The organism is Flavobacterium cryophilum, assembly GCF_048286555.1.
Classification (GTDB): domain Bacteria; phylum Bacteroidota; class Bacteroidia; order Flavobacteriales; family Flavobacteriaceae; genus Flavobacterium.
This window is the reverse complement of sequence record NZ_JBLVPZ010000001.1, coordinates 767,490-781,497: the sequence shown is the minus strand read 5'-3', so window position 1 is coordinate 781,497 and position 14,008 is coordinate 767,490. Positions and strand designations below refer to the sequence as shown.

At 35.4% G+C, this 14,008-nt stretch carries 10 protein-coding genes; 1 reads left to right on the top strand and 9 read right to left on the bottom strand.

The window, feature by feature from the left end; genetic code table 11:
* The first annotated feature begins 652 nt into the window (after window positions 1–652).
* The gene (locus ACNQGJ_RS03515; RefSeq protein WP_417970023.1) at window positions 653–1,681 is read left to right on the top strand and encodes a LacI family DNA-binding transcriptional regulator; all 1,029 of its coding nucleotides are present in this window, start codon (window positions 653–655) and stop codon (window positions 1,679–1,681) included.
* Window positions 1,682–1,700: 19 nt separating this feature from the next.
* On the opposite strand, the gene queG is transcribed toward ACNQGJ_RS03515, so the two are convergent.
* From queG to ACNQGJ_RS03470, 9 genes are all read right to left on the bottom strand, one after another.
* Window positions 1,701–2,624, bottom strand: a complete 924-nt coding sequence (queG, locus tag ACNQGJ_RS03510) for a tRNA epoxyqueuosine(34) reductase QueG (protein WP_417971351.1) — start codon at window positions 2,622–2,624, stop codon at window positions 1,701–1,703.
* 107 nt (window positions 2,625–2,731) lie between these two features.
* The gene (gene ruvB, locus ACNQGJ_RS03505) at window positions 2,732–3,754 is read right to left on the bottom strand and encodes a Holliday junction branch migration DNA helicase RuvB (protein ID WP_417970025.1); all 1,023 of its coding nucleotides are present in this window, start codon (window positions 3,752–3,754) and stop codon (window positions 2,732–2,734) included.
* 157 nt (window positions 3,755–3,911) lie between these two features.
* On the bottom strand, window positions 3,912–5,708 hold the full coding sequence (locus ACNQGJ_RS03500) for a cytochrome c oxidase subunit I (RefSeq protein ID WP_417970027.1): 1,797 nt from the start codon (window positions 5,706–5,708) through the stop codon (window positions 3,912–3,914).
* Between the two features lie 28 nt (window positions 5,709–5,736).
* On the bottom strand, window positions 5,737–6,894 hold the full coding sequence (locus ACNQGJ_RS03495) for a cytochrome c oxidase subunit II (RefSeq protein ID WP_417970029.1): 1,158 nt from the start codon (window positions 6,892–6,894) through the stop codon (window positions 5,737–5,739).
* A 19-nt stretch (window positions 6,895–6,913) separates the two neighbouring features.
* Window positions 6,914–8,386, bottom strand: a complete 1,473-nt coding sequence (locus ACNQGJ_RS03490) for a quinol:cytochrome C oxidoreductase (RefSeq protein ID WP_417970031.1) — start codon at window positions 8,384–8,386, stop codon at window positions 6,914–6,916.
* 27 nt (window positions 8,387–8,413) lie between these two features.
* Window positions 8,414–8,959, bottom strand: a complete 546-nt coding sequence (locus tag ACNQGJ_RS03485; RefSeq protein WP_417970033.1) for a c-type cytochrome — start codon at window positions 8,957–8,959, stop codon at window positions 8,414–8,416.
* Window positions 8,960–8,967: 8 nt separating this feature from the next.
* Window positions 8,968–9,492: a DUF3341 domain-containing protein gene (locus tag ACNQGJ_RS03480; protein WP_417970035.1), complete on the bottom strand. Its 525-nt coding sequence runs from the start codon at window positions 9,490–9,492 to the stop codon at window positions 8,968–8,970.
* Window positions 9,485–10,888: an NrfD/PsrC family molybdoenzyme membrane anchor subunit gene (nrfD, locus tag ACNQGJ_RS03475; RefSeq protein ID WP_417970037.1), complete on the bottom strand. Its 1,404-nt coding sequence runs from the start codon at window positions 10,886–10,888 to the stop codon at window positions 9,485–9,487. Before nrfD ends, ACNQGJ_RS03480 begins: the two co-directional genes overlap by 8 nt.
* Before the next feature lie 38 nt (window positions 10,889–10,926).
* Complete coding sequence (locus ACNQGJ_RS03470) at window positions 10,927–13,983, bottom strand: TAT-variant-translocated molybdopterin oxidoreductase (RefSeq protein WP_417970039.1); 3,057 nt, start codon at window positions 13,981–13,983, stop codon at window positions 10,927–10,929.
* Between the last annotated feature and the right edge of the window lie 25 nt (window positions 13,984–14,008).

The following is a 14,008-nucleotide window of genomic DNA, read 5'->3' as shown; positions in this document are numbered from 1 at the left end:
TTTAGTGGTAAATCATACCCGTGATATTACTGAATACAGCGGAATCTCTGTAAAATCTTTTCTATATTTATAATAACCACGCGAGAAACTCTCAATTCAATTATGGTGAAAATTAGCGATGGCCAACATTTATTTCGATTCTTTAGACGATTATCACGATTTGGATACTCGCTACAAATATTATAGATCAAATAAAAAAAAGAGATTTGGAAGCATTCTTTGACGAGCAAAACAAACTTCAAGTAAAAATTGAAGAACACACCGTGTCAATAGGACACCGCTAAAAATAAAAGCAATGGTTTTGAAAGAAGATCTGCATCGATTTTAGTTGATGAAATCAACCTAAAAAAGGACAATAAAATCGTAATTTTTCAGTCCATTGAACTAAAAACCAGCATAATTGAAAGAGAATCAACGTCAAAAATTTAAATCCTTTATAAATAACACACGGTTGTTTCTTTAATTTAACGAATCCATATTAATTTGTTTATTTTGGTAAAAAAACCGGAAATAAGATAATAATTAATATCTTGGTAAAGAATATTTTAAGTTAGAGTCGTTTTTTAAAGACATTAACTAAGCTCTTAAAGACTCACAGCAAAGTCGTTTCTAAAAATATTTTCCTAAAATTAAATACGTAGAAATTCGACTCATGAAAGATATTACTCTTAAAGAAATTGCAACAAAACTGGGAATTTCAATAACCACCGTTTCTAAAGCGCTGAAAAATTATCCGGATGTTAGTGAGAAAACGAAAAGCGCGGTAATTGAACTTGCTCAAAAACTACAATACACCCCAAATAGTTTTGCTGTAAATTTGAGAACAAAAGAATCAAAAACCATTGGTTTAATTATACCTGAAGTAGTACATCACTTTTTTTCGAATGTGGTAAATGCCATTATAAATGAAGCCGAAAAAAATGGATATCTAGTGATCATTTTACAGTCTAATGAAACATTGGCTTTAGAAAAAAAACAAGTAGAACTGCTTATAAACAAGAGAGTAGACGGCATTATTATGTCGCTTTCCAATGAATCTAACAACGACGATCATATAAAAGAAATCATTAATAGAAATATTCCTTTTGTAATGTTTGATAAGATTGCTAAACTTTCAAAATGCTCTAAAGTAGTAATTGACGACCAAAAAGCAGCTTTTAATGCTGTCCAACACTTAATTGATAATGGTTGCAAGAAGATAGCCCATATTCGTGGCCCATTGAATCCTCAAAATGCCATAGATCGTTACATTGGTTACAAAAAAGCGTTGGAAAAAAACAACATTCCTTTTGATAATAAATTAGTCTACACGTGTGAAACGGTAACTTTTGAAGAAGGTAGAGATTTTGCGAAGCAAATCATTAATGAACATCCGGACGTAGATGGCGTCTTTGCAATCACAGACTTGGTTGCGGTGGGCGTATTAGCCTATTTCAATGAAAATAAAATCAATGTTCCAGAACAGGTAGCCGTAATTGGCTTTAGTAATTGGTTTATGTCACAAGTACTGACTCCAAAATTAAGTACAGTGGATCAACCAAGCCACGAGATGGGTATTGAATCTTTTAATTTGTTGTTAGAAGAAATGAATTGTCACAAAGAAGGAATTCCATTTACTCCAAGAACTATTGAATTAAAAACTACCGTTATCGTTAGAGAATCTTCTATAAAATTCAAATAAATTAAGTACTAAGTTACCGCTATTTTAGAAAATCAATATTTCTTTTTATTCCTTGGAATTTCGCTCTTTTAAGCGGCGAATTTTTAAATACTGCTTTAAATGTTTCTTCTGTTATCTCAATCCAGTCTTTTTTTGACATGGAAAGCAATGTTGGATTTGGGTTAAATAAAGATTCATTATGTGCTTTCGAAAACTTGTTCCAAGGACAAACATCCTGACATACATCGCATCCAAAAGCCCAGTCATCCAGCTTTCCTTTCGCCTCTTGAGGTATATTTTCTTTTAATTCAATCGTGAAATAAGAAATGCATTTGCTGCCATCAACCACATAAGGCGCAACTATAGCCTCCGTAGGACAAGCGTCAATACATGCAGTACATGTACCGCAATGATCCGTTGTAGGGTTATCATAGTCTAAATCTAAATCGATAATAAGTTCTGCTATAAAGTAAAAAGAGCCTACTTTTTGCGTCAATAAATTACTGTTCTTACCTCTCCAACCTAAACCACTTTTGGCAGCCCAAGCTTTATCAAGCACTGGTGCGGAGTCTACAAAGGCCCGTCCCGAAACTTCTCCAATAGTTGATTGAATGGAGAATAAAAATTCTTTAAGTTTTTCTTTAATTACGAAATGATAATCGGCGCCATACGCATATTTTGAAATTTTAAAAGAGTCTGTATTTTGGAGTTGTTCAGGATAATAATTAAGCAATAACGACACAACACTTTTAGCGTCATCAACTAGCAAAGTTGGATTTAGGCGCTTGTCAAAATTGTTTTCCATATAGGACATTTGTCCGTTTCTATTGTTTTTCAACCAGTTTTCTAAGTGTGGTGCTTCTTGTTCTAAAAACCCTGCTTTGGATATTCCACAAGATAAAAACCCGAGACGTTGGGCTTCGGATTTGATAAACTGCGTGTATGTAGCCTTGTGGTTAATGATTACAAAAATAGAAGTTAATAAATGGAATTCCCTAGCCCTGATAGCAGCGGCATCCCGCGCTTTTTCTGCGCGGATATAGCGGATAGCAGGAAATAGCTCCTGAAAAATTAGAATAAACCGCCTTGAATATTTGTCCTTACTTTTCCTAAATGTTTGTAGGCTTTATCGGTAACTTCCCTACCCCGTGGCGTTCTCATAATAAATCCTTCCTGAATCAAAAACGGCTCATAGACTTCCTCTATTGTTTCACTACTTTCAGATACGGCAGTCGCCAAAGTAGATAATCCCACCGGTCCTCCTTTAAATTTATCGATAATTGTGGTTAAAATTTTGTTGTCCATTTCATCCAAACCGTGTGCGTCAACATTAAGCGCTTTTAAGGCGTAACGGGCAATTTCGATATCGATAGTGCCATTGCCTTTAATTTGGGCAAAATCACGCACACGACGCAACAATGCGTTAGCGATACGTGGAGTTCCCCTGCTTCTGCCAGCAATTTCTATGGCGGCTTCCAGTGATATTGGCATTTTAAATATAGTAGCACTTCGTTCCACGATTGTGGTCAGCAACTCTGTTGTATAATATTGTAAACGAGAAGATATTCCAAAACGAGCTCTCATAGGAGCGGTTAATAAACCGGAACGCGTCGTGGCTCCAATTAATGTAAACGGATTGAGATTGATTTGTACGGTCCTTGCATTTGGTCCCGACTCAATCATAATATCAATTTTGAAATCTTCCATTGCAGAATATAAATATTCTTCCACGATAGGACTCAACCGATGAATTTCATCAATAAACAAAACATCTCTTTCTTCAAGATTAGTCAATAAACCCGCTAAATCTCCGGGTTTGTCTAGCACTGGACCAGAAGTAATTTTGATTCCTACTTGCAACTCATTAGCAAGTATATTAGCCAAAGTAGTTTTTCCTAAACCTGGAGGGCCATGAAAAAGGGTATGATCAAGTGCTTCATTACGTTGATTAGCCGCTTGCACAAACACTTTCAGGTTTTCTAATATTTGGTCTTGCCCTGCAAAATCATCAAAAGAAAGCGGTCTTAATTTTTTTTCTAGATCAAGTTCTTCAGAATTGTAACCATTTGATGTTGGGTCTAAATTTTCATTCATGTAACAAAGATAACAAAGCAATTTTGAATTATAAATTTTAAAATTTTAAATGCAACAAAATTAAAAAAGTAACGGCGAAAAAGAATGGTAAAGAATGAAATTAATAATATACACCACAAAAAAAGCCTCTACTTTCGCAGAGGCTTTTGTTTATATTTTAGTGATGTAAAACTTCTTCACCTTCTTTCATCGGTACGTTTTGAGGTACAAAATCCTCATCGTGAGCAGGATTACTGTAGTCATAAGGCCAACGGTATACGTGAGGAATTTCACCTGGCCAGTTACCGTGTATGTGCTCTATAGGCGCTGTCCATTCTAGTGTATTAGATTTCCAAGGATTCTGAACCGATTTTTTACCGTAAAAAATACTGCTGAAAAAGTTATACAAGAACACCAATTGAAAAGCTCCACCTATTAATGCAAATGTTGTAATCAAAACGTTTACGTTTTGTAAATCATCAAATAGTGGGAAGTTAGTGTTTGTATAATAACGTCTAGGCAAACCTGCTAATCCGATGAAGTGCATTGGAAAAAACACACCATAAGCACAAACTACTGATGCCCAAAAGTGAATATATCCTAAGTTTTTATTAAGCATTCGTCCATACATTTTAGGGAACCAGTGGTAAACCCCAGCAAACATCCCGTAAAGAGCAGAAATACCCATTACTAAGTGAAAGTGAGCAACAACAAAATACGTATCGTGCACATTAATATCTAAAGTACTGTCTCCAAGAATAATTCCTGTTAATCCACCTGTGATAAATGTAGAAACCATTCCGATAGAAAACAACATAGCAGGGTTTAATTGCAAGTTACCTTTCCATAAAGTTGTAATCCAGTTAAAAGCTTTTACAGCAGAAGGGATTGCAATCAATAAGGTAGTGAACGTAAACACTGAACCTAAAAATGGATTCATTCCTGAAACAAACATATGATGACCCCAAACTATTGTAGATAAAAAAGCAATAGCCAAAACAGACATAATCATCGCTCTGTAACCAAAAATTGGTTTACGTGAATTGGTAGCCATAACTTCAGATACAATTCCCATTGCAGGTAAAATTACGATATATACTTCTGGGTGTCCTAAGAACCAAAATAAGTGTTCAAACAATACTGGAGAACCACCTTGATAATGTAATACTTCACCAGCGATGTAGATATCTGACAAGAAGAAAGAAGTACCAAAACTTCTATCGAAGATTAACAATAAAGCCGCGGATAACAATACTGGAAATGAAACAACTCCAATAATAGCAGTTACGAAGAAAGTCCAAATTGTTAATGGCAATCTTGTCATTGACATTCCTTTTGTTCTAAGATTGATAACAGTGACAATATAATTTAATGAACCCATTAAAGAAGATGCAATAAATATAGCCATAGAAATTAACCATAATGTCATTCCCATTCCTGAACCAGGAATAGCCTGTGGCAATGCACTTAAAGGAGGATAAATTGTCCATCCAGCTGATGCAGGACCAGCTTCAACAAATAAGGAACACAACATAACTACCGCTGACAAAAAGAATAGCCAATACGAAATCATATTCATGAATCCTGATGCCATATCTCTTGCTCCAATTTGTAGTGGAATCAATAAGTTACTGAATGTTCCACTTAACCCTGCTGTAAGAACAAAAAATACCATTATTGTACCATGTATAGTAACCAATGAAAGGTAAATATCATTTGTCATTATCCCGTTTGGAGCCCATTTATCACCAAGTAATACATTAAAAATCTTAAATGCTTCTTCTGGCCATGCCAATTGCATTCTAAAAAGCATAGACATACCAACACCAATAATCCCCATAAGAATACCTGTTATTAGGTATTGTTTGGCAATCATTTTATGATCAATACTAAAAATATATTTACTAATAAAAGTGTCTTTATGGTGATGTTCGTGTTCGTGATCTATTGCGTGATCGTGACCTTCTGCTGACATATATGTTTACTTTAAATTTTCTTATTAATTATTTCATGGCCATTACGGCAACCGCTGCAGTATCATTTGCATTTGTAGAATCTGTACCAGATGCTCCATCAATAGCTTCAGGTTCAGCCATTGCAGCTTTTACTTCACTTACAATTGTAGCTTTATCTTTCAACCATGCTTTATAGTCTTCCGGCGTATCTACGATTATTTTCATTTGCATGTTATAATGAGAAGCTCCACAAATTTTATTACAAAGCAATAAGTAATCAAACGTGTACGGATCTAAAGCTGTTTCTCCTTTAGCTACTAATTTTATACTTTTCTTTGATCTTAAAGCATTAATATTAGCCACTTTTTCGATCATAAATGGCAATTCTCTATATTCTACTGTGGTGTAAATAGGCTCGAAAGCGAACTGAGTGACCATACCTGGAACACAATTCATTTGCGCTCTAAAGTGAGGCATATAAGCTGAATGCAACACATCTTGGGAACGCATTTTGAAAAGAATTTTTTTACCTTTAGGAATATGCAATTCTGTTACTACTTTATCATCTTGCGCATAAGGATCGCCTAAATCAACTCCTACAACGTTTACACCTTCAATAAGCCTAACATTAGCTTTTCCTAAGACATTATCTTCCCCAGAGTATCTAGCCTTCCAGTTAAACTGTTGCGCATACAATTCAATAACTACGGTATCCTCATCTTCATCAACAAACATAATGTTTGTCCATGCATAGAGACCGTACAGAATTAATCCTGCCAAAACCACAGCTGGAATAACACTCCAAATAGCTTCTAGCTTATTATTATCTGCAAAATAAAGTGCTTTTTGGTCTTTTTTACCTCTGTATTTTAACGCAAAATAATGCAACAAAAATTGCGTTATCGCTTGAACTATAAAGATAAGAACCCAAGTAATATTCATTAAATTATCGACATCACCACCATGTGCTGAAGCAGGTGTGTGAAGCACAAGTGGTCCCCATTTAAACAACCCGTAAATTGAAAAGATATAAAGGAAAGCCAAAAAACCGAACATGAAATAACCTTGAACGTTATTGTCGTTATCTGTAGCTATTTGTGAACTATCTGAATTAGATCCAACTTGCGTCAGGTCGAATATTTTAGTCAATTGCCATAAAGCAACTGCTAATAAAATTAAAACTATAATTACCAACAAACTTGTCATCTGTTTTTTTCTTTAAATATTAATAATGAAAATGTTTACTTTCCTCTATGAAAGGATTTCTTTTTGCTAACAAAGGAGCTTTAGTTAATGCATTGAAAACAACATAAATAAATAAACCTAAGAAGAAAAGAACGGATGCTATTTCTGGTATACCAATAAACCATCTGTCTCCTACAGTTCCCGGCATAATCATATTAAAGAAATCAATATAATGACCCACTAGTATAACAACTCCCGCCATAACCATTACCCAAGTAATTCTCTTGAAATCCGTATTAACTAAAATTAATAATGGGAATACAAAATTCAGTACTACGGCACCAAAGAATGGAAGATTGTACAATTCGATTCTGGTGATAAAATATGTTACCTCTTCAGGGATATTAGCATACCATATCAACATATACTGCGAGAACCATAAGTACGTCCAAAAAATACTAAAACCAAACATGAATTTAGCTAAATCATGAATATGACTCGTGTTAACATGTTCCAGAACACCTTTCGCTTTCAAATATAAAGTAACTAACGCAATTGTAGTAATTGAACTAACAAAGAAGCTTGAAAAAACATACCATCCAAACAAAGTACTAAACCAGTGAGGATCGATAGACATAATCCAATCCCATGACATAATAGATTCAGACACTATGAAGAACACTAAAAACATAGCTGATATGTTGAAATTTTTCTTGTAGAACAAGTCATCATTTGCTTCATCTTGTGCCAAACAGTTTTTTCTTGAAAAGTAATGATATAAACTCCAAACAGTCAAAAATATAGCCGCTCTAACAATCCAAAACGGAAAATTCAAATAACCAGCTTTATTAGCGATCAATTTATCATTCGCAACAACTTCAGGATCTAACCATATAAAAATGTGATTCAAATGTAAACCACATAGTATTAAAATAACAAAAAAGATAACAGAACCAACTGGTAAATAAGATGTTATACCTTGCATTACTCTAAATAATACCGGAGACCAACCCGCCTGAGCCACTTGTTGTATTGCATAAAAGACTAAAACGCCAAGAGAAACAAGCATAAAGAAAATACAAGCAACATATAAAGCAGACCAAGGTTTGTTTTGTAGTTGGTGCAAAACGTGATTCAAATGCTCCGTATGTTCTGCCTCTTCACTCACTTCATGAACTTTTTTTATCACAGCTGTCTCTGCGTGAACTATTTCACCAGGAATCGATTCAGCAACTGTAGCAGTATCATCCGTTGGAGCAACGGCTACATTAGATTCCTCTATTATTTTTTCTTCAACAGCTTCGCTATGGTTGACAGTAGCATGCGAAGGTTCAGCAGAAGTTGTCGCTTCATGTTTAGCTTCACCATGACCACCATGACTTTCTGCCGCAAGAAGTTTTTCAACTTCTTGAATATCTTTAGGTGCAGTTAAAAAACCATATCCAATTCCCAAAAGACCTACAGCCATTAAGATGAAAGAAAAAGTTTTTAATTTACTTGAAAATGTATACATATCTATTACGATCAGTTTGTTCAACAATTATAATTCGCTTTTTAGTTTTAGAACATAGTCAGCAACTAACCAACGTTCATGGGCATTCAATTGGTTCGCATGTGAACCCATTGAATTTAAACCATAAGTTACAACATGAAAAATACTTCCTTCAGTGATAACTCTATCTTTATAACTAGGAACACCCAGAAATTTTTCTCTTTCTACAAGCTTTCCTTTACCGTTTCCAGAAGCACCATGACAACTGATACAATATATTTCATAAAGGGCTGTGCCTTTTTCGGCGTCTCTGCTCAAAGAATCTAATGGAGATTTAAGATTTGCTTTTGCTAACTCATACCCTGCGGTGGAATTTTCATATTCAAAAGGTTCAAACCCTCTGTTGATAGTTCCTTCCGCTGGAAGTTGACCTTCTTTACCATCTTTAAATGCATTTGATTCAGAATAAGTTTCATACCCTACTGACTCATACATATTTGGAAAATACTGATAGTTTGGTGCCGCATTATTATGGCAAGAGGAAACTAAAATAGTTATACCAAATAAAAGTGTTATTTTATATACGCTTTTCATATCTATAATTAATGCTTTTCTATTACTTTAACTTCTACAGCTCCCGTGCTTTGGAAAAAAGAAACTAATTCTTCTTCGTTGTCATTTACAGCAACTTCCATTAAAAAATGGTCATCTGTAGTTCTTACATCGGGATTTTCCGCTTCTTTGAAAGGCCATAATTTACTTCTCATATAAAAAGTAATCACCATTAAGTGAGCAGAAAAAAACACGGTAAGTTCAAACATAATTGGAACGAAAGCAGGCATGTTTTCAATATAACTGAAACTTGGCTTTCCACCAATATCTTGTGGCCAATCCTGAATCATAATATAATTCATCATAGCTGTTGCTACCGAGATACCAACGCAACCATACAGAAAAGCACAAATCGCTAATCTTGTCGGTGCAATTCCCATAGCTTTATCCAAACCGTGTACAGGGAATGGAGTAAAAACTTCTTCAATATGATGATGAGCTGCTCTGGTTTTTTTAACCGCATCCATCAATATATCATCGTCATTATAAATGGCGTATATTACTTTATTACTCATGATGTGAATCTTTATTTGCTTCTCTTTCTCTTTTGTAATTATCTCCAGTTGCTTTCAAAATTGTTTTTACCTCTGCTTGTGCAATTACAGGGAATGTTCTTGCATACAATAAGAACAATACAAAGAAGAAACCAATAGTTCCGATGAAAATTCCAATATCAACAAACGTCGGTGAAAACATTGTCCAAGAAGATGGTAAATAATCTCTGTGTAACGAAGTTACGATAATTACAAACCTCTCAAACCACATTCCAATATTTACAACTATCGAAATTATAAACGAGAACATGATACTTGTTCTTAATTTTTTGAACCACATAAACTGTGGAGAAAAAACATTACATGTCATCATTGACCAATAGGCCCACCAGTAAGGTCCTGTAGCTCTGTTTAAGAACGCATATTGTTCGTACTCTACACCAGAATACCATGCAACAAATAATTCAGTGATATAGGCAACCCCAACAATAGAACCAGTAATCATTATCACTATATTCATCAACTCAATATGTTGAACTGTTATGTAAGCTTCCAGATTAGATACTTTTCTCATAATAATAAGCAAAGTGTTTACCATTGCAAATCCGGAGAAAACCGCTCCAGCAACAAAGTACGGAGGGAAAATTGTAGTATGCCATCCTGGAATAACAGAAGTAGCAAAGTCCATCGATACAATAGTATGTACTGAAAGTACAAGTGGAGTAGCTAAACCTGCAAGTACTAAAGATACTTCTTCAAAACGTTGCCAATCTTTTGCTCTACCGCTCCATCCGAAACTTAATATAGAATACACTCTTTTATTAAAAGGAGTAATTGCTCTATCACGTAACATAGCAAAATCAGGTAATAAACCAGTCCACCAGAATACTAGTGAAACAGACAAATAGGTAGAAATTGCAAATACATCCCAAAGTAATGGTGAATTAAAGTTTACCCAAAGAGAACCAAATTGATTTGGAATTGGTAAAACCCAATACGCTAACCATGGGCGCCCCATGTGAATGATTGGAAATAAACCCGCTTGAATAACCGAAAAAATTGTCATTGCTTCAGCAGAACGGTTAATTGCCATTCTCCATCGCTGACGGAAAAGTAATAATACTGCCGAAATAAGTGTTCCTGCGTGACCAATACCAACCCACCAAACAAAGTTTGTGATATCCCAAGCCCATCCTACAGTTTTATTTAATCCCCACGTTCCTATACCTGTAGAGACGGTGTAAATAATACAGCCAAGTCCCCAAAGGAAGGCTATTAATGCAATTGAAAATACAATCCACCAATGTTTGTTTGCTTTCCCTTCAACAGGCGCAGCTACATCTACAGTTACATCGTGATATGATTTATCACCTATAACTAAGGGTTTTCTAATGGTTGCTTCGTAGTGAGACGACATAATCCTTTATATTGATTCTTAATTAATTATTTTTTGTACTAGGTATTTCTAACTTTAACGTGGTAAATCACATTTGGTTTTGTTCCAACATGCTCCAACAAATGATACATTCTTTCGTCAGCAACTAATTCTGCTACTTCGCTTTCTGTGTCATTTATATCTCCAAATTTCATTGCTCCAGTAGAACAAGCATTCGAACATGCTGTTTGGAATTCACCATCCACGATTGCTCTTCCTTCTCTTTTTGCGTTCAAGATGGTCGCTTGTGTCATTTGAATACACATAGAACATTTCTCCATAACTCCACGAGAACGAACGTTAACATCTGGATTCAATACCATACGTCCTAAATCGTCATTCATATGATAATCGAATTCACTGTTTTTGTTGTACAAGAACCAGTTAAAACGACGCACTTTATACGGACAGTTGTTAGCGCAATAACGCGTTCCAACACATCTGTTGTAAGCCATATGATTTTGACCTTGACGAGAGTGCGAAGTTGCAGCAACTGGACAAACCGTTTCGCAAGGTGCATGGTTACAATGTTGACACATTACCGGTTGAAAAGATACTTGTGGGTTATCACCCGCTTTTTCCATTTCATTAAATGTAGACAATGAACTTGATAAACCTGCAATATTTTCTTTTCTTTCGTTATCTCCTTCAAAAGTACTTTCAGAAGAATAATATCTATCAATACGCAACCAGTGCATATCACGGCTTCTTCTTATTTCTGATTTTCCAACGACTGGAACATTGTTTTCTGCATGACAAGCAATTACACAAGCACCACAACCGGTACAAGCGTTCAAGTCAATCGAAAGATTAAAATGATGTCCCGTTGAACGATCGAATGAACCCCATAAATCTACTTTAGTTGCTTCCACTTCTTTATGATCCAACGAAACCATTGGTTGTTCATTCCAAACGTGAGCATCTTTAGTATTGAAAATTTCTAAAGAAGTTTCTTTAATGATATCCCCTCTTCCCATCAACGTTTTTTGACCTTGAACACAAGCAAACTCATGTTCTCCTCCAGCTTTCGCTAATGTTACAGACTGTACATTATTAAAACCTTTATATAAAGAGTAGGCATTTAAACCCACCATCATTTCTTCTTTCAAAGCCGCTTTACGACCGTAACCTAATGCTAAACCTATTGTTCCTACAGCTTGACCTGGCTGAACAATTACGGGAACATTTTCTAATTTAACTCCATCGGCAGTCGTAATAGTAGCATAATTTCCGTTTAAACCACCATTTGCTACAATTTCATTAGAAAGTTCATATTTCTTTGCATCAGCATTCGAAACAGTAACATAGTTATCCCACGATACCCTTGTAATTGGATCCGGAAACTCTTGTAACCAAGGGTTTTCAGCTTGCCTTCCATCTCCCATACCTGTTTTAGTATATAAAACAAGTTCTAGTCCTTGGAATGCTTTCGATTTTGCCAACGTATTGGCTGCAGCGCTATAATTAGCAGAACCGGCAGATACTGCAGGAATAACACCTACGTAAATACCATCATGCAATACTTTGTTCCAAGAAGAACCAGTTATTATTGTGGATGCATTAGCCTTAATATAATCATAGAATGTACCGGTCAATCCATTTAAAGACAACAAGACATCTTGAAATTGTTTTGTAATAAACAGAGTGCGAATTGTAGGCTGAGTAATACCATAAGTCCCTTTTGTGATACTTACATCATTCCAAGATTCTAAATAATGAGGAACAGCTGCTGCAATAGTACTTACTAAGGCCGTTTCATCTTCTTTTAAAGTAAACGCAACTGATGTTTTTACTTTTTTGAGTCCTTCAACAAAAGAAGCACTATCCGCCAAAGTATAAACTGGATTAACACCACTCATTATCAAAGTATGAACGCTTCCTGCTTTCATATCATTGATCAATTGAATAACTTTTGCATCTGATCCCTTTCTGATTTGTCGTGTTCCAGAAGTACTGAAAGCTTCACTTGCCAACACTTGGTTGATAGCCAAAACCAACAATTGAGCATTTTTATCTTGGATACCAGACACCAAAACACCTTTTGAACCTGCAGCTTTCAATTGTTGAGCTGCTTTTGTAACTTCTGTTTTAAATTTATCTTCTAAACTTACTGCAACAGAAGAACCCGTTACAATATTATATATGTGAACTAATGCTTGTTTCTGATTAGCCGTAGACATCGGTACACGCTTATCAGCAGCAGCACCAGACAACGTCATGTTTGCTTCTAATTGGAAATGACGAGACATTTTTCCGGCTTTAGGTATTCTTCCTTTAGCGTAACTGGAATCATATCCTCCACCTTGCCAATCTCCAAGGAAATCAGCGCCAACAGAAACTATAAGGGAAGCTTTTGAAAAATCATAATCAACCAAAGCTCTTTCTCCGTAAATCGTTTCAAAGGCATCTAAAGCATCCGATTCAGAAACCGCATCATAGACAACATGTTTAGCATTTGGATTTTTACCGATAAACTCCGCAATCAATTTTTCCGTTGACGGGCTTGCCAAGGTGTTTGTCAAAAGCACTACTTGACCCCCTTTTGCAGCAGCATCAACTATACTTGATTTAATTTTAGAATCAACAGCAGACCAAGATGACTTTTTACCATCAATTTTTGGCTCCTTCAAACGCATACTGTCATATAAAGACAGAATAGACGCATGAATTCTTGCATTAGCACTAAACTTAGCGCCAGCAATAGTATTATTATCTATTTTAATAGGACGCCCTTCACGAGTTTTTACTAAAAGATTAGCAAAATCAAATCCATCGAAAACAGAAGTTGCATAATAATCTGCCACTCCCGGAATGATTTGCTCCGGCTGAAGCACATAAGGGATCGACTTGTTCACAGGACCTTCACAAGCTGCAAGCGTAGCTGCTGCAGTACTAAAACCAACGTACTTTAAAAAATCACGACGTGATGTTGACGAAGACGACAAAGTGTCATTATTTCCTAAAAACTCATCAGTAGGAATTTCTTCAACAAATTCGTTATTTCTAAGCGCCTCAACAATAGAACTATTTTTGTCTAGTTCTTCAACACTTTTCCAGTATTTTTTGTTTGATGACATATATAAATATTAAAATCTTAATAAT